General features: G+C 73.4%; 14 protein-coding genes. 1 reads left to right on the plus strand and 13 read right to left on the minus strand.

Translation table 11 applies throughout. The features are described 5' to 3' along the window. Positions 1-51 precede the first annotated feature (51 nt). From smc to AF335_RS30235, 3 genes are all read right to left on the minus strand, one after another. On the minus strand, positions 52-3,615 hold the full coding sequence (gene smc, locus AF335_RS30220) for a chromosome segregation protein SMC (RefSeq protein ID WP_102921623.1): 3,564 nt from the start codon (positions 3,613-3,615) through the stop codon (positions 52-54). 293 nt (positions 3,616-3,908) lie between these two features. Further along, entirely contained in the window at positions 3,909-4,115 is a 207-nt protein-coding gene (locus AF335_RS30225; RefSeq protein WP_087926066.1) for a hypothetical protein, read from the minus strand. A gap of 436 nt (positions 4,116-4,551) precedes the next feature. Next, positions 4,552-4,833, minus strand: a complete 282-nt coding sequence (locus AF335_RS30235; RefSeq protein WP_102921624.1) for an acylphosphatase — start codon at positions 4,831-4,833, stop codon at positions 4,552-4,554. Between the two features lie 327 nt (positions 4,834-5,160). On the opposite strand from AF335_RS30235, the gene AF335_RS30240 reads away from it, so the two are divergent. Next, positions 5,161-5,985 (plus strand): CAP domain-containing protein, encoded by an 825-nt coding sequence (locus AF335_RS30240; protein WP_244927205.1) that lies wholly within the window; start codon positions 5,161-5,163, stop codon positions 5,983-5,985. 11 nt (positions 5,986-5,996) lie between these two features. Here the strand turns inward: AF335_RS30240 and mutM are convergent, their stop codons facing one another. The 10 genes from mutM to AF335_RS30290 form a co-directional block, all read right to left on the minus strand. Continuing rightward, positions 5,997-6,890, minus strand: a complete 894-nt coding sequence (gene mutM / locus AF335_RS30245; protein WP_102921626.1) for a bifunctional DNA-formamidopyrimidine glycosylase/DNA-(apurinic or apyrimidinic site) lyase — start codon at positions 6,888-6,890, stop codon at positions 5,997-5,999. Positions 6,891-6,983: 93 nt separating this feature from the next. After that, the gene (gene rnc, locus AF335_RS30250) at positions 6,984-7,787 is read right to left on the minus strand and encodes a ribonuclease III (RefSeq protein ID WP_095581131.1); all 804 of its coding nucleotides are present in this window, start codon (positions 7,785-7,787) and stop codon (positions 6,984-6,986) included. Positions 7,788-7,806: 19 nt separating this feature from the next. Continuing rightward, complete coding sequence (gene rpmF, locus AF335_RS30255) at positions 7,807-7,980, minus strand: 50S ribosomal protein L32 (protein WP_030087884.1); 174 nt, start codon at positions 7,978-7,980, stop codon at positions 7,807-7,809. 2 nt (positions 7,981-7,982) lie between these two features. Next, positions 7,983-8,579 (minus strand): YceD family protein, encoded by a 597-nt coding sequence (locus AF335_RS30260; RefSeq protein WP_184742826.1) that lies wholly within the window; start codon positions 8,577-8,579, stop codon positions 7,983-7,985. 223 nt (positions 8,580-8,802) lie between these two features. After that, positions 8,803-9,981, minus strand: a complete 1,179-nt coding sequence (locus AF335_RS30265; RefSeq protein ID WP_102921627.1) for an ATP synthase subunit B family protein — start codon at positions 9,979-9,981, stop codon at positions 8,803-8,805. Between the two features lie 100 nt (positions 9,982-10,081). After that, complete coding sequence (gene coaD, locus AF335_RS30270) at positions 10,082-10,591, minus strand: pantetheine-phosphate adenylyltransferase (protein ID WP_087930387.1); 510 nt, start codon at positions 10,589-10,591, stop codon at positions 10,082-10,084. Further along, complete coding sequence (gene rsmD / locus AF335_RS30275; RefSeq protein WP_102921628.1) at positions 10,588-11,187, minus strand: 16S rRNA (guanine(966)-N(2))-methyltransferase RsmD; 600 nt, start codon at positions 11,185-11,187, stop codon at positions 10,588-10,590. Before rsmD ends, coaD begins: the two co-directional genes overlap by 4 nt. Before the next feature lie 88 nt (positions 11,188-11,275). Beyond that, on the minus strand, positions 11,276-11,794 hold the full coding sequence (locus AF335_RS30280; protein ID WP_102921629.1) for a hypothetical protein: 519 nt from the start codon (positions 11,792-11,794) through the stop codon (positions 11,276-11,278). Positions 11,795-12,062: 268 nt separating this feature from the next. Then, the gene (recG, locus tag AF335_RS30285) at positions 12,063-14,267 is read right to left on the minus strand and encodes an ATP-dependent DNA helicase RecG (protein WP_102921630.1); all 2,205 of its coding nucleotides are present in this window, start codon (positions 14,265-14,267) and stop codon (positions 12,063-12,065) included. A 37-nt stretch (positions 14,268-14,304) separates the two neighbouring features. Then, positions 14,305-16,011, minus strand: a complete 1,707-nt coding sequence (locus AF335_RS30290) for a DAK2 domain-containing protein (RefSeq protein ID WP_184742829.1) — start codon at positions 16,009-16,011, stop codon at positions 14,305-14,307. Positions 16,012-16,163 lie beyond the last annotated feature (152 nt).

The following is a 16,163-nucleotide window of genomic DNA, read 5'->3' on the forward strand; positions in this document are numbered from 1 at the left end:
AAGAAGTTTCCTCCGGGCTTCCCCAGTGTTGCGTTCAACACTTGAAGACGATCACCGCAGACGCTGGCTGATGACCTTCGAAACCCCGTCGCCCTGCATGGACACGCCGTACAGCGCGTCCGCGACCTCCATGGTCCGCTTCTGGTGAGTGATCACGATCAGCTGGGAGCTCTCCTGGAGCTCTTCCATGATCCTGATCAGCCGCTGGAGGTTGGTGTCGTCCAGCGCCGCCTCGACCTCGTCCATCACATAGAACGGGCTCGGACGGGCCTTGAAGATCGCCACCAGCAGCGCCACCGCCGTCAGCGACCGCTCGCCGCCCGACAGCAGGGACAGCCGCTTGACCTTCTTCCCCGGCGGGCGCGCCTCGACGTCCACGCCGGTCGCGAGCATGTCGCCGGGATCGGTCAGGACGAGGCGCCCCTCGCCCCCGGGGAACAGCCGGGAGAACACGCCCTCGAACTCACGGGCCGTGTCCCGGTACGCCTCCGTGAAGACCTCCTCGACCCTTCTGTCGACGTCCTTCACCACCTGGAGGAGATCGCTGCGGGTCTTCTTCAGGTCCTCCAGCTGTTCGGAGAGGAACTGGTGACGCTCCTCCAGCGCCGCGAACTCCTCCAGGGCCAGCGGATTCACCTTGCCCAGCTGCTGGTACGCGCGCTCGGCCGCCCTCAGCCGCTTCTCCTGCTCGTCCCGCGCGAACGGTACGTACGCCACGCCCGCCCCCTCGGCCGACGGCTCCTCGCCCTCGGCCGGCGCCTGCGGTACGGGCTGGTCGGGCCCGTACTCGGCGACCAGCGCCGCCGGCTCGACGCCCAGTTCCTCCAGGGCCCGGGCCTCCAGCTGCTCGATGCGCAGCCGCTTCTCGGCGCCCAGCACCTCGCCCTTGTGCACCGAGTCCGTGAGCTTGTCGAGCTCGCCCTTGAGCTCCCGGCCCCGGTTCCGCTCGGCGATCAGCTCGCGCTCCCGCTCGGCCTTCGCCGTCTCGGCGTGCGCGCGCTCCCGGTCGGCGCGGACCAGTGACACCTCGACGTGCGCCAGCAGCTGGCGGGCGCCCGCCGCCACGGCCGAGGCGACCCGCGCCTCGTGCCGCAGCCGGGCGCGCCGCTGTTCGGCGCGCGCCCGCGCCTCCCGCTCCGCGCGCGCCGCCCGGTCCAGCCCGTCCGCCCGTCCGGCGAGCGCCTTGACCCGCTCCTCGTGCGTACGGACCTGGAGGCGCGCCTCCATCTCGGTCTGACGGGCGTTGGCCCCGTCGGCGGCGAGCCGGTCGCGGACGGCGGTGTCGGGCTCGTCCGTGTCCTCCGGGGCCGCCTCCTCCGCCACCGCCAGGCGTTCGGCGAGTTCCTCGGCCTCCTCGGTGGCCCGGACGAGCGCCTCCTCGGCCCGGGCCACGGCGGCGGCCGTCCTGCCCGCCTCGTCCGCCGCCGCGCGCGCCTGGCCCGCGAGCCGCCCCAGCGCCTGCGCGACCTTCGACTTCTCACGGTCCGCGACGCCGCGCCGGGCGGCCAGCTCCTCCACCCGCGCCGCGCACGCCGTCCGCCGCTCGCCGGCGGCCCGCTGAGCGGCCGCCAGCTCCACGCACCGGGCGTCCAGCCCGGTGAGTTCGGCCGTGGCCTCGTCCACGGCGGAGCGCACCTCCAGCAGGCTCGGGGCGCCGCCGGAGCCGCCGTGGGCGAAGTGGGAGCCGAGCAGATCGCCCTCGGCGGTGACGGCGGTGAGCTCCGGGCGCGCCGCGACCAGCTCCTCGGCGTCCTCCAGCGTCACGACGACCACGACGTCCCGCAGCAGCCGTGCGGCGGCGGCCACCGCGCCCGCGGGCCCGGTGACGAGGTCGGCGGCGGGCACGGCGCCCGCCGGCAGACCGGCGGGCCGGGCCACGGCCGCGCCCCCGGGCGACGGCGGGGTGATCAGGAGCGCCGCCCGTCCCGCGTCCTCCTTACGGAGCAGCCGCAGGGCGCCGGCCGCCGTCGTCGTGTCCGTCACGGCCAGCGCGTCCGCCGCCGCGCCCAGCGCGGCGGCGACCGGCAGCTCGTGGCCGGGGGCGACGGACAGCAGTTCGGCCGCCGGTCCGAGCAGTCCGGCCAATCGTTCCTGCGCCGCCAGCAGCGCGTCCGTGCCGTCCTTACGGCGCAAGCCGAGCGCAAGGGCGTCGCGGCGGGCCGCGGTCGCCGCGCGGCGGCGCTCGGTCGTCGTCGCCGCCTCGCGGGCCTCGGTCAGGGCCGTCTCGGCGTCGGCCAGTTCCCCGCGGGCCTCCTCGTGGAGGCCGACGAGCTCCGCGTCGTCCGCGTCGAGCCCCTCGACCTCGGCACGGTGGCGCTCGTACTCCTCCTGGGCCGCGGTGGCCCGTTCCAGGGCCTCGTCGCGGGCGGTGGCCAGCCGGTCGATCTCGGCCTGGGCGGAGGCCGTCCGGCCGTGGGCCGCGGTCACCTTCCCCTGGAGCCGGGCCAGGCCCTCGCGGTGGGCGGCGACGGCCCGTGCGGCATCCCTGAGCCGCCGTTCCTCTTCCGCCAGCCGGCGCTCCAGCTCGGCCCGGTGCTCCGCCGTGTCCTCCAGGGCCCGGCCCGCCGCCTCCAGCGCCGCCGCCAGCTCGGCCTCCTGCTCGCGGATCCGGGCCGCCTCGCGCTCCAGGTCCTCCGGGTCGCGGCCACGGCTCTCCTCGCCGGGCGCGGAGGTGGCGCTCGTGACCCGCTGGTCCGCCAGGCCGATCGTGCCGCGCACCCGCTCCGCGAGCCGGGACAGCTCGTACCAGGTCTGCTGGGCCTGCGCGAGGCGCGGGGCGAGGGTGCGGACCTGTTCCTCCAGCTCCGTCTCCCGCAGCGACGCCTCCCGGAGGGCGGCCTCGGCGGCCTCCTTACGGGCCTTGAGCGCGGCCTCGTCCGCGAGTTCCGCGCGCAGCGCCTCCCGCAGGGTCACGAGGTCGTCGGCGAGCAGCCGCAGCCGGGCGTCGCGCAGATCGGCCTGGATGACCGCGGCCCGGCGCGCGACCGCGGCCTGCCGCCCGAGCGGCTTGAGCTGTCGCCGGAGTTCGTCGGAGAGGTCCTGCACGCGGGCGAGGTTGGCGCGCATGGCGTCGAGCTTCCGCAGCGCCTTCTCTTTGCGTTTGCGGTGTTTCAGTACGCCCGCGGCCTCCTCGATGAAGGCCCGCCGCCCGGTGGGGTCGGCGTGCAGCACGGAGTCGAGCTGTCCCTGACCGACGATGACGTGCATCTCGCGGCCGATGCCGGAGTCGGAGAGCAGCTCCTGGATGTCGAGCAGCCGGCAGGTGTCGCCGTTGAGCCGGTACTCGCTGCCGCCGTTGCGGAACATCGTCCGCGTGAGGGTGACCTCGGCGTAGTCGATGGGGAGCGCGCCGTCGGAGTTGTCGATCGTGAGGGAGACCTCGGCCCGGCCCAGCGGCGGGCGGCCGGTCGTCCCGGCGAAGATGACGTCCTCCATCTTGCCGCCGCGCAGCGACTTCGCGCCCTGCTCGCCCATGACCCAGGAAAGGGCGTCGACGACATTGGACTTGCCCGACCCATTGGGGCCGACGACACAGGTGATGCCCGGTTCGAAGCGCAGGGTCGTCGCGGAAGCGAAGGATTTGAACCCACGCAGGGTCAAGCTCTTGAGGTGCACGCGGTAGGACTCTACCGCCCGGGCGCCCCTCGTTCCGGTGACGCCACGGCCCCCGGCGAGAGGGCGCCGGCCCGGCGCCCGTTTCCCTTTTTGGTTTCACGCCGGAACGTCCCGGGCACATCAGTGTCGTGAGGGGGGCAAAGGAAAAATCGGCAGAACCGACCGGAATCGGCCGACGTCATACGATCGGACGGGCTCCGGCCGGATACGACGAAGGGACGCCGAAGCGTCCCTTGCAACTCTCAAGCGGCTGACAGTGCAGCCCGACCAGGCCCCCGGGGCAGGGCTGGCGGTCAGGCGAGCGCAGGCTCCGCGTGGGATACGTCGATGCTGTCGAGCAGCGAGTCGCCGTGGTGAGCGGCGGCAGACAGCGCGTCGTTCTCGGCCTGCATCCGAATGAGCTCGGATTCCAGGTCCTGGACACGCTGCTGAAGCCGTCGCATCTCGGAGAGGACTCGGGGGTCGGAGCCGCCGACGTAACCGAGAAGCGCCTTTGCCATGATGGATGGTCCTCCACACTGAGTGACCGACCGAAGCGGTGTGGGTCGTGAGGGATTCGCACCCGCGGTGTCTGCCATCGTTACTGCAGTCTTCAATGCCAAACAGCTAAGGTGCGCGGGGCTTCCAGAGTCTCACCAAAAGTTTTGACGGTCAACACGATCACACCCCGTATCCGCAGGCGTCCCAAGGGTGCGCGGCGCCGAATGCGCGGCGGTCATCGACCTGGGGCCCGGAGGGGCGTGGAGATCATCCGTTGAGTGGCAGCCTTCCACGCCCGGGCCGAGTTGGCAACCATCAGGGAATTTCTTCCTTTCGAATATGCCAGCGGCATATCAATAAGGTCATCGCGCCCCATGCCGCCCCTTCCGCACGGTCCCCTTCCCGGGCCTTCTCCCGCCTTCCTGGGAGAAGATTCGTTTTTTTGATCGGTGGGGATCAGCGAATCTCGAAGCCGTCATAACCCCCTCGGGGTGTGCCCCAGAGGTCGGTGACACCGTCCACACGACCGGGTGTGTCGCCCTCGCGCAACCAATCGAGCAATTGTTCACAGCCCGGACGGCCCCCTTCCGCGACGACCTGCACCCGGCCGTCGGCGAGATTCGAGGCGAAGCCGGCGAGCCCTCCGATGCGCAAAGCGTTCTCGCGGGTGAACCAGCGGAAGCCGACACCCTGCACATGGCCACGGACCCAGGCCGTCAGACGGACATCTTCGTTCATGTCTGCACGCTAACCGGCCAATTGCGTGCGCAGCACTTTGACCCCGTCCCTATTGCCGTACAGTCGCCGCTCAACAGGTCTAGCCCGTACGAGTGACGCACGACAACGCCGAGCACGTAAGGAAGGCAGCGGATGGGTCGCCATCGACGCTCTGCCCCACAGACCCCCCGCCGCACACCGGCGACTCCCCCCGCGGCCCCTGCTCCCCTGCCCCACAGGACGGCCGAATCCAGCCCCCACGCCCGGCACCTCCACCCCCGCCGCCCCGGCAGGCCCCCCGCACCCCCTTCACCGGCGGCCCCCGCGCGCGGCCGCGCCAAGACCCCGGTGCGTACGGGGCTGCTGGGCGCCTCCGCGGCGATGGCCATGAGCGTGGTCGCCGTGGCCTCCGGCTTCTTCTCCGGCGGCGACGCCTTCCAGCTCGGCGCCGGCCCCAGCGGCGGCGGTCAGGTGCGGACCGACGACTCGCCCGCGCTGGAGACCGGGGGCGAAGCACCGGCCGCCCCCGTCCCCGGGCGGGGCCGGCTCCCGGTGGGCCACGCCCCGGAGGGCCCGCACACCCGTTCCGCCCCGGTCACCCGGTTCGACGCCCCCGTCCCCACCGACGCCGGGACGTCCCCGGTCCGGCAGCCGGTCTCCGACCCCTCTCCCCCGGACGAGAGCCACGGCTCCCCGAGCCCCGCCGCCACCCCGGCCGTCGCCCACGACACCGGCACGGAGGGCACCGTGCCGGCGGGCTCCCGCCCGGCGGCGCCCGAGGCGGACACCTTCCGGGCGAGCCCGGTGGGCCAGATCCTGGCCCTGGTCAACGACGAGCGGGCCAGGGCGGGCCTCAAGCCGCTGGTCGCCAGCGACCGGCTCAGCGCGCTCGCCCAGTCGTTCAGCGACGACATGGCACGGCGCGGCTTCTTCTCCCACACCGACCCGGACGGCAAGACGCCCTGGGACCGCGCCGCCAGGCGCGGCATCGGCAATCTCGGCGGCGAGAACATCGCCCGCGGCCACCCGGACGCCCGCGCCGTGATGGAAGCCTGGATGCGCAGCACCGGCCACCGCGCCAACATCCTCAACGGCGCGTACCGGACCCTGGGCATCGGGGTGAACCTCACCAGTGCGAACGGCCCCTGGTGGACCCAGGACTTCGGCTATTGAGCCGGTGTCCGTCAGGCCGGGCGCGGCGGGCGCTGGCAGCGCGGGCAGAAGTAGCTGGACCGGTTCATCCAGGGCCGCCGGCGGATGGCCGTGCCACAGCGGCGGCACGGCTCGTCCTCGCGCCCGTACGCGTCCAGCGACCGGTCGAAGTAGCCCGATTCGCCGTTCACGTTGACGTAGAGGCTGTCGAAGCTGGTGCCGCCGACCGCCAGTGCCTCGTTCATGACCTCGCGGATGTGGACGAGGAGCTCGGCGCTGCGCGGGCGGGTCAGCGTGGCCGTCGGGCGGTCGTAGTGCAGCCGGGAGCGCCACAGCGCCTCGTCGGCGTAGATGTTGCCGACGCCGCTGATCAGCGACTGGTCGAGCAGGGCCCGCTTGACGGTCGTCCGGCGCCCGCGCAGCGCGGCGTGGAAGGCGGCCTCGTCGAAGCCGGGGTCCAGGGGGTCGCGCGCGATGTGCGCGATGACGTCCGGGAGGCCGTCGGGGTCGCCGGCCACGGTGTCGTGCAGCGACAGGCCACCGAAGGTGCGCTGATCCACGAAGCGCAGCTCCGTGGGGGTGTCGTCGGCGAAGCGGACGCGGATGCGCAGGTGCTTCTCGGCGGGGGCGTCGTGCGGCTGGACGAGGAGCTGGCCGCTCATGCCCAGGTGGGCGAGGACGGAGCGGTCCGGGGCGGCCGGGCCCGCGGCCGGGGAAGGTGCCACCAGGGGCAGCCAGAGGTATTTGCCGCGCCGGTGCGCCGTGCCGAGGCGGCGGCCGGTCAGCTGGGCGGCGAAGTCACCGGGGCCCGCGAGGTGCCGGCGGATCGCGCGCGGGTGCAGAACCTCCACGTCGGCGACCGTGCGCCCGCAGATCCATCGCTCCAGGCCGCGCCGTACGACCTCGACCTCGGGCAGTTCGGGCACGGTGCTCCTCCGGAAAGGGCCTACGGGTGAGGCGCCGTCATCGCGATCGCCGGGCGGCCCCGAGGGCACACCCGGCGATCGACGATGCGAGCGTCACGAAGTGGCGTCGGCCTCGGCCGCTGCCTTGGCTTCGGCCGCACGGGCCTCCGCCGCTTCGTGGATGGCGCGCCAGGCGGCTTCCGCCGCCTGCTGCTCCGCTTCCTTCTTGCTGCGGCCGGTGCCGGTGCCGTACGCGACACCACCGACGCGGGCAGCAGCCGTGAAGGTCTTCTCGTGGTCGGGACCGGTCTCGGAGACGAGGTACTCCGGGACACCCAACCCCTCGGTGGCCGTGAGCTCCTGGAGGCTGGTCTTCCAGTCCAGGCCGGCGCCGAGGTTCGAGGACTTCTCGATCAGTGGATCGAAGAGCCGGTGCACGAGCTCCCCGGCGGCTTCGAGGCCCTGGTCCAGATAGACCGCCCCGATCACCGCTTCCAGGGTGTCCGCGAGGATGGACGCCTTGTCGCGGCCTCCCGTGCCCTCTTCACCACGGCCGAGCCGGATGAAGGAGCCCAGCTCCAGTCCGCGGCCGACCTCGGCCAGCGCACGGGAGTTGACCACCGCGGCGCGCAGCTTGGCGAGCTGGCCCTCGGGGAGGTCGGGGTGGATGCGGTAGAGCGTGTCCGTGACCACCAGACCGAGCACGGAGTCCCCGAGGAACTCCAGTCGCTCATTGGTGGGCAGCCCGCCGTTCTCGTACGCGTAGGAACGGTGAGTCAGCGCACGCACCAGAAGGGCGGTCTCGAGTCTGTACCCGAGCCGCCCTTCCAGAAGCGTGTGAGACGAGGCCGTGTCCGTCGGCGCCTTCGGTTCCGGTTCGTTCCCGCGAGTGCGGGACGACCTGGTGGCGTCTGACATGAAGCCTGTCACCCGCCGATCAGACCTCGAGGACCTGGCGCTTGTTGTAGGTGCCGCAGCTCGGGCACGCGATGTGCTGGAGCTTCGGCTCGTGGCAGCTAGCGCATGCCACCAGGGTGGGGACCGCAGCCTTCCACTGCGACCGGCGGTGGCGCGTGTTGCTGCGCGACATCTTCCGCTTCGGAACAGCCACGGCTACTTCTCCTGTGAGTCATCCCCGTTGGAACGGGGTGCGTTGTCCATCTCGCCGTCCTGGGGTGAACCGGCGAGTCCCTGCAGTGCCGCCCAACGGATGTCGACGGACTCATGGTGGTGGTCCGGGTCGTCCGCCAGCCGTGCTCCGCACTCGGAGCACAGGCCAAGGCAGTCTTCCTGGCACACCGGCTGCAGCGGCAGTGAGAGCACTACCGCATCCCGCAGCACGGGTTCGAGGTCGACCATGTCGTCCTCGAGGAAGAGCGTGTCCTCCTCGTCTTCCTCGGCGTCGTCGTCCGTGGCCGCGAGGCGGCTCCGGGCGTCGGCGTCGGGGTAGGAGTACATCTCCTGGAAGTCCGCGTCGAGCTCTCGCTCCAGCGGCTCCAGACACCTTACGCACTCCCCTGTCAGCGGTGCACGGGCGGTGCCTGTGACAAGCACCCCTTCCATGACCGACTCCAGTCGGAGGTCGAGCTCCACCGTCGCGCCCTCGGCGACCCCGATGACCTCGATACCGAGATCGGCGGGGGCCGGGACGGAGCGGGCGACCCTCTTCAGCGCGCCGGGACGCCGGCCCAGCTCACGCGTGTCGAACACGAGAGGGGAACGGTGATCAAGGCGGGCGTTCAGGGTTTCCTGCTTTCTACGCTGCGGTGTCGGCCGCACCCGACGCTCGAAAGGCGTCGCGGGCAGCCCTGATCGCGAATGCACACGCGACCGATGAGCCAGGATACTGGACAGGCCGCCGTAGACCCAATCGGCGGCCGGGCGGGCGCCGGGTCCCGGCTGCTCAGCGCCCGGCCGAAGCGCCCCGGGCCCGTCAGAGCCCCTGTTCGTACCTGCGCAGCTGATCGAGGTCGATCATGCTCGTGTCGAAGAGGCTGGTCTCGTCGAGCTGAGGCCGGTGCGCCTGATGGGGCTGGTGAGGCTCCTGGAGCTGCTGCGGCTCCTGGTGCCGGGGTTCCGGCGGATAGCCGCCCTGCGCCCCGTAGCCGTCCGTGGCGGCCTGCGCGGGCCAGGCGTAGGGGTCGTGCTGGGCGTAGCCGCCCTGCGCGGCGTAGGGGTCGGCCTGCGGCGCGTACGACGGATAGGCGTACGGGTCCGGCTGGTAGGCCGTGGCGGCGTAGGGGTCGGCGTAGCCGCCGTGGCCCCCCTGACCGCCGTGGCCGGTGTAGTCGGGCTGGGCGGGCAGCGAGGTGACGGAGACCACCTCCGGCTCGGCGGGCGCCGCCGGGGCCGGGTGACCGGGCCGCACGGCCGGCGCGAGGTGCTGGGGCGCGGCCAGCTCGGCGAGGAAGTCGGCGTCGCTGGTGCGGTGGCCCGCGGGGAGCCGCTCCTGGGCGGCCATGTGGGCCCCCAGCTCGTCGGCCGGGCGGGCGCCGAGCAGCTTCTGCCGGCCCTTGCCGACGGCTTCGAGGGTGCCGGCGAGGACGGCCGCGACGGCGCCGAGCCGGGCGTCGGCGTAGGCGTCCACGCGCTCCTTCTGGACGCGGGGGTCGGAGCTGGGCTCCGGGACGTCGTCGGGCTCGCCGTCGGGGCCGGGGCCGCCGGGCCCGGTGCGGCCCAGCAGCTTCTCGCGGCCCCGGTCGATCGAGCCCAGGGTCTTGGTGAGGACGACCTCGAAGTTGGCGAGCTTGCCGTCGACGTAGTCGTCGGCCTCGGCGCGGACCTCCTCGGCCTCGCGGCGGGCGGCCGCGAGGATGCGGTCGGCCTCGTCCTGGGACTGCCGGGCGACCTCGGTGTCGGAGATCAGCGACCCGCGGTGGGCGCGGGCGGACTCGAGGATCCGCTCGGCCTCCTCACGGGCGTCGGCGACCAGCCGCTCCCGGCCGTCGATGAGCTCCTCGGCCCGGGCGAGGGAGTCGGGCAGCGCGGCCCGCACCTCGGTCAGCAGGGCGAGCAGCTCGGAGCGGTTGACCACGCAGGAGGCCGACATGGGCATGGACCGGGCGCCGGAGACGGTCGCCACGATCTCGTCGAGCTTCTTCTGCACGTCCACCTTGACGCTCGCCGCTCTCTCTTGGCCGATGGGAACGAACGGGGACGACTGTACGGCCAGTCGGCCCCCGCACGACACCTGTTGACGCGCTGTCAGCGCGTCAGCGGTCGCCCAGCCGCTCGGTGAGCGCCTCCAGCACCAGCGGCGGCACCAGGTGGGAGACGTCCCCGCCCCAGGCCGCGACCTCCTTGACCAGGCTGGAGGAGAGGAAGCTGTAGGTGGGGTTGGTGGGGACGAACAGGGTCTCCACGCCCGAGAGGCCGTTGTTCATCTGGGCCATCTGGAGTTCGTAGTCGAAGTCGCTGACGGCTCGCAGCCCCTTGACGATCGCGGGGATGTCACGCTGCTTGCAGAAGTCGACGAGCAGCCCGTGGAAGGACTCCACCTGCACGTTGCCGTACTCCGCGGTGACCTGGCGGAGCAGGTCTATCCGCTCGTCGACGGTGAACAGTCCCTGCTTCGACTTGTTGATCATCACCGCGACGTGCACGACGTCGTACAGCCTGGAGGCGCGGGCGATGATGTCGAGGTGTCCATTGGTGACGGGGTCGAAAGACCCCGGACATACGGCGCGGCGCAACAGTGGTTCCTCGCTCTCCGGTCCATTCATGACGCGCATGGCGGTGTTTCTGCGGTGCACGTCGAGGCGGCGCGACCGTACCAAAGCGTTCCCTCGCCGTAGCGACGGGCCCTCAGGGCCGTGAAGCCGTCCGGCCAGGGGAATTCCCCGCCCCTGGTGCTGCGCTCCACGGTGACCAGCGCCTCGTCGGCAAGCCAGCCCCGGGTCCGGAGTGTGAGGAGAATCTCGCACAGCGCGGCGTCGTCGACCGCGTAGGGCGGGTCGAGGAAGACCACGTCGTACGGGTGGGTGGGCGCGGGGCCGGCGACGACCTGCTCGGCCTTGCCGGCCCGGACCTCGGCGCCCGGCAGGCCGACCGCGCGGACGTTGTCCCGGATGGTGCGGACGGCGCGGGCGTCGGCCTCCACCAGCAGGGCGTGCGCGGCGCCGCGCGAGAGCGCCTCCAGGCCGACCGCGCCGGACCCGCCGTAGAGGTCCAGGACGCGGGAGCCCTCCAGGGGGCCGTGCAGCGACTCCCAGGTGGAGAACAGGCCCTCGCGCGCCCGGTCGGAGGTCGGGCGGGTGCCCGTGCCGGGCGGCACGGCGAGTCGGCGTCCGCCGGCGGTGCCGGCGATCACGCGGGTCATCGGTCCTGGTGTCCTTCGTGCTGGGTGACGGGGCGGCGGCCCGGTACGGGCGGCCGCCACCCCATCAGCCTAGGCCGTCGGCGCGGGCTCAGCCCTGCGCGGTGTCCCCGGCCGCGCCCACGAGGGCCGGCGAGGCGTACCGCGACCAGGACAGGCAGCCGTCGGGCGGGCAGTACTCCGGGCGGCGGGGGTCGTGGCCGAGCTCCCGGAGCTTGGTGCGCACCGAGTCGGGTGTGCGGCCGAAGCGGGCGGCCGTCCGGGCGATGCTCTCGCCCGCGTGGAAGCGCCGGGTGAGGTCCTCCTCGTGCTGCGGGATCCACGGGGCGCCGTGGCCGGGGAACAGCTCGCGCAGGACGTCGCGGTCGGGGATCGGCTCGGCGACGTCGGCGACGAGGGCGAGGGCCCGCAGCGCGCGGTTGAGCGCGATGCGCAGCGGCGGGACGTCGGTGAGCGGCAGGGTGAGCGTGCCGGAGGCGAGCGGGGTGCCCGGCGCGTCCTCCTGCCAGCCGGTGAGAGTGAGGGTGACGGTGGTGTCGTCGTCGCTGGCGAGCTCGATCCGGAAGATCTTGTCGCCGAGCGGCAGTTCATTGATGTGACGGAACGACATGTATGAGCCCCCAATGGTCCAAGTCCGCCCATCCGTTTATGGATTGGCTCGGACTGTGTCCATTCTCCCAGGGGGGTCTGACATTCGACCGGGTCGGGAAGGGCTCCGGCGAAGCCCTGCGGGGGGCGTCTTCCGGCCGTTCTTCCGAGCCTTCTTCCGGACCGCCCCGCCCCGCTCCCGCCCTTCCTCCGGACCGCCTCCCGCCCCGTCCCCGCCCTTCCTCCGGACCGCCTCCCGCCCCCGTCCCCGCCCTTCCTCCGGGGCCCTCTCAGCCCTTCTCCAGGTACTGCTCGCGGTCCTTGTCGAGCAGGGCGTCCAGGGCGGTCCGCAGGTCGGGCAGGCCGGTGAGCTCGGGGTCGGCGGCGACCACGGCGGTGGCCTCCTCACGGGCCGCCGCGATGACCTCCTCGTCCTCGATGACCGCGAGCATCCGCAGCGAGGACCGGACACCGGACTGGGCCTGGCCGAGCACGTCGCCCTCGCGACGCTGTTCCAGGTCGATGCGGGAGAGCTCGAAGCCGTCCAGGGTGCCGGCGACCGCGGTCAGCCGGGCGCGCGCCGGGGACGCCTCCGGCATCTCGCTGACCAGCAGGCACAGGCCGGGGGCGGAGCCCCGGCCGACGCGGCCGCGCAGCTGGTGCAGCTGGGAGACGCCGAACCGATCGGCGTCCATGATCACCATGGCGGTGGCGTTGGGGACGTTGACGCCCACCTCGATGACGGTGGTGGCGACCAGCACGTCGACCTCCCCGGCGGCGAAGCGGCGCATGACGTCGTCCTTGGCGTCGGGCTGCATCCTGCCGTGCAGCACCTCCACGCGCAGTCCGGCGAGCGGCCCCTTCGCGAGCTGCCCGGCGATGTCGAGGACGGCGAGGGGCGGGCGCTTCTCCGCGTCGTCCTCGGCGGACTTCTTCCGGGGCGCGTCCTCCTCGTCGCCGATGCGCGGGCACACCACGTACGCCTGGTGGCCGCCGGAGACCTCCTCGCGCACGCGCTCCCAGGCGCGGGCCAGGAAGTGCGGCTTGTCCTTGGCGGGGACGACATGGGTGGCGATGGGCGAGCGGCCGGCCGGGAGCTGGTCGAGGACGGAGGTCTCCAGGTCGCCGAAGACGGTCATGGCGACGGTCCGCGGGATCGGGGTCGCGGTCATCACCAGCAGGTGCGGGGGCTGCTCGCCCTTCGAGCGGAGGGCGTCGCGCTGCTCGACGCCGAAGCGGTGCTGCTCGTCCACCACGACCAGGCCGAGGTCGTGGAACCGCACCTTGTCCTCGATCAGGGCATGGGTGCCGATGACCACGCCCGCCTCGCCCGTGATCAGGTCGAGCAGCGCGGCCCGGCGCGCGGCGGCGCCCATGGAGCCGGTCAGCAGCACGACCTTGGTGCCGCGCTCGGCCCCGCCGAGCATGCCGCCCTCGGCGAGCTCGCCCATCATCTCCGTGATCGACCGGTGGTGCTGCTGGGCGAGCACCTCGGTGGGGGCGAGCATCGCGGCCTGGCCGCCCGCGTCCACGACGCCCAGCATGGCGCGCAGGGCGACCATGGTCTTGCCCGAGCCGACCTCGCCCTGGAGGAGGCGGTGCATGGGGTGCTCGGTGGCCAGGTCGTCGAAGATCTCGGCGGAGACCTTGCGCTGGCCGTCGGTGAGGGTGAAGGGCAGCTTGGCGTCGAAGGCGTCGAGCAGGCCGTCCGCGACGGGCTTGCGGGCGACGGCCGGGAGCTGGCCGTCCGAGTGCCGGCGGCGGGCCAGGGCGATCTGGAGGACGAACGCCTCGTCCCACTTCAGCCGGGCCCGGGCGTCCTCGATGTCGGCCTTGGAGCCCGGCCGGTGGACCTTGCGGAAGGCGTCGGCGAGCTCGGCCAGACCCCGGCCGTCGCGCAGCGCGGCGGGCAGCGGGTCGACGATGTTCTCCCAGTGCTCGGCCTCGAAGAGGTCGAGCAGGGTGTCCACGGCCTTGGTGAGCTTCCAGGACTGGAACTGCTTGCACGCGGGGTAGATGGGCAGCAGCCGGCCGGCGAAGGACTCCACGGCTCCGGCGGAGGTGTCGCCGTCCTTGTCCAGCAGTTCGTAGTCGGGGTGGAGGAGCTGGCGGGTCCGGTTGAACACGGAGACCTTGCCCGCGAACATGCCGCGGCGGCCGGGCAGCAGCTCCTTCTCCCGTGCGTAGGCGCCCCGGCCGAAGAAGACCAGGGTCAGCGAGCCGCTGCCGTCGGTGACGACCACTTCGAGGCGGACGCCCTTGCCGTGGTTGAAGGTCTTCATGGCGGCCTTGGCGACCTGGGCGACGACCGTGACGTGCTCGTCGAGCGGCAGGTCGGCGAGGCGGGTCAGCTCCCCGCGCTCGGCGTACCGGCGCGGGTAGTGGTGCAGCAGGTCGCCGACGGTGTGCAGGTCGAGGTGCTCGGCCATCACCTTCGCGGTGTTGCCGCCGAGGATCTTCTTCAGGGGTTCTTGCAGCGCGGGCACGCCGTCCATTGCACACCATGGGTGTGACAGAGCGGGGCACCCGCCGTCATTCGATGCCGATGAGCAGGGGCGCGGACTGCCGGCCGCCGCGGTAGACGACCGTGTCCACGGCGAGGTGGCGGCCGCGCACATGCCGCTCCAGGCGGTCGGCGACGGTGTCGGGGACGTCCTCGCCGAGGACGAGCGTGACCAGCTCGCCGCCGGCGGCGAGCATCCGGTCGAGGACGGTCTCGGCGGTGGCGGCCAGCTCGGCGCCGATGACGGCGACGTCGCCGTCGATCAGGCCGAGCACGTCCCCGGCCTGGCAGACGCCGACCGTGGTCCAGGACTGCCGTTCGGCGACGGCCAGCTCGGCGTAGCGGGTGGCGCCGGCGGCCGAGGTCATGGCCACGACGTCCTCGTCGAAGCGGCGGCCCGGCTCGTGGACGGCGAGCGCGGCGATGCCCTGGACGGCGGCGCGGGTGGGGATGAGGGCGACGCGTACGCCCTCGGCCCGCGCCTGCTCGGCCGCGGCGGCCGCGGTGTGCCGCAGCTCGGGGTCGTTGGGCAGCAGGACGACCTCGCGCGCGTGGGCGCGCCGGATGGCCTCCAGGAGCTCCCCGCTGGCGGGCGGCTCCCCCGGGCGGGTCGCGACGACCGTGGCCCCGGCCCCCGCGCACAGGCCGGCCAGGCCCTCGCCGGGCACGACGGCCACGACGGCGCGCTGCACGGGCTCGCGGGTACGGGGTACGGCGGGGTCGGCCGTACCGGACCGGCCGAAGTGGCTGACGCGGATCCGGTGCGGGCGGCCGGCTTCGACGCCGGCCTCGACGGCGGCTCCGGCGTCGTCCACATGGACGTGGACGTTCCAGAGGCCGTCGCCGCCGACGACCACGAGGGAGTCGCCGAGCGCGTCGAGCCGGGTCCGGAGCCGGGCGACGGCGGCGTCGTCGGCCTCCAGGAGGTAGATCACCTCGTAGGCGGGGGTGGCACCGGTGCCCGCGTGGCAGTCTCCCGCCGCCACGGGCTCCGCGGCGCCCTCCGGAGCGGGGCCGGGCGCCGTCTCCTGCCGCACGCGCGGGGCCGCGCCGCCGGAGCCGCCCGAGAGCGCCCGCGCCAGGGCGCCGAGCACCTCCACGAGGCCGAGGCCGCCGGCGTCGACGACGCCGGCCCGCGCCAGGACGTCGAGCTGGCCGGGGGTGATCGCGAGTGCCGTACGGGCCGCCTCGTCGGCGGCGCGGGCCACCGCCGCGACATCGCCGACGGCCCGCGCGGCGCCCTCGGCGGCGGCCGCGGCGACGGTCAGCACCGTGCCCTCGACCGGGCGGGCCACCCCCTCGTAGGCGGAGGCCACGGCCCGGCGGAGCGCCCGGCGGAGCAGGTCGGCGCCGTCCGCGCCGCCGGAGGAGGCCTCGGCGGCGATGACGGCCTCGGCCATGCCGCGGAGGAGCTGCGCGAGGATGGTGCCGGAGTTGCCGCGAGCGCCTATGAGGGCGCCGTGGGCCATCGCCCGGGCGGCGTCGGGGAGCGTGGGGCGGGAGGCGGGGCCCGCGGTGGCGTGGCCGTCGAAGACCGCCTCGACGGCCCGGGTCGCGGACTCCACGGTCAGGTAGAGGTTGGTGCCGGTGTCGCCGTCCGCGACGGGATAGACGTTGATCGCGTCGATCTCCTCGCGGGCCCGGCCGAGCGCGTCGAGGGCCAGGGCGCACCAGGTGCGCACCACCTCGGCGGCCCGGGGGCACCCCCGGACGGGCTCTCGGGGGGAGTGCGGCACCTGTGTCCTCCTGGGCTTCGGGGCAGTGATCGGCAGCGTAGCCCCGTGCCGGGGGCGGGGCCCCGGGGTGGCCGACCCTGACCGGATACCGGCGGATCGTGGCGGGACCGTGGCGCGGACCGCGGGCGACCACGGCGAGAACAGCCATGGTA

Origin of the sequence: Streptomyces eurocidicus (assembly GCF_002891295.1) — a bacterium.
Lineage (GTDB): Bacteria > Actinomycetota > Actinomycetes > Streptomycetales > Streptomycetaceae > Streptomyces > Streptomyces eurocidicus.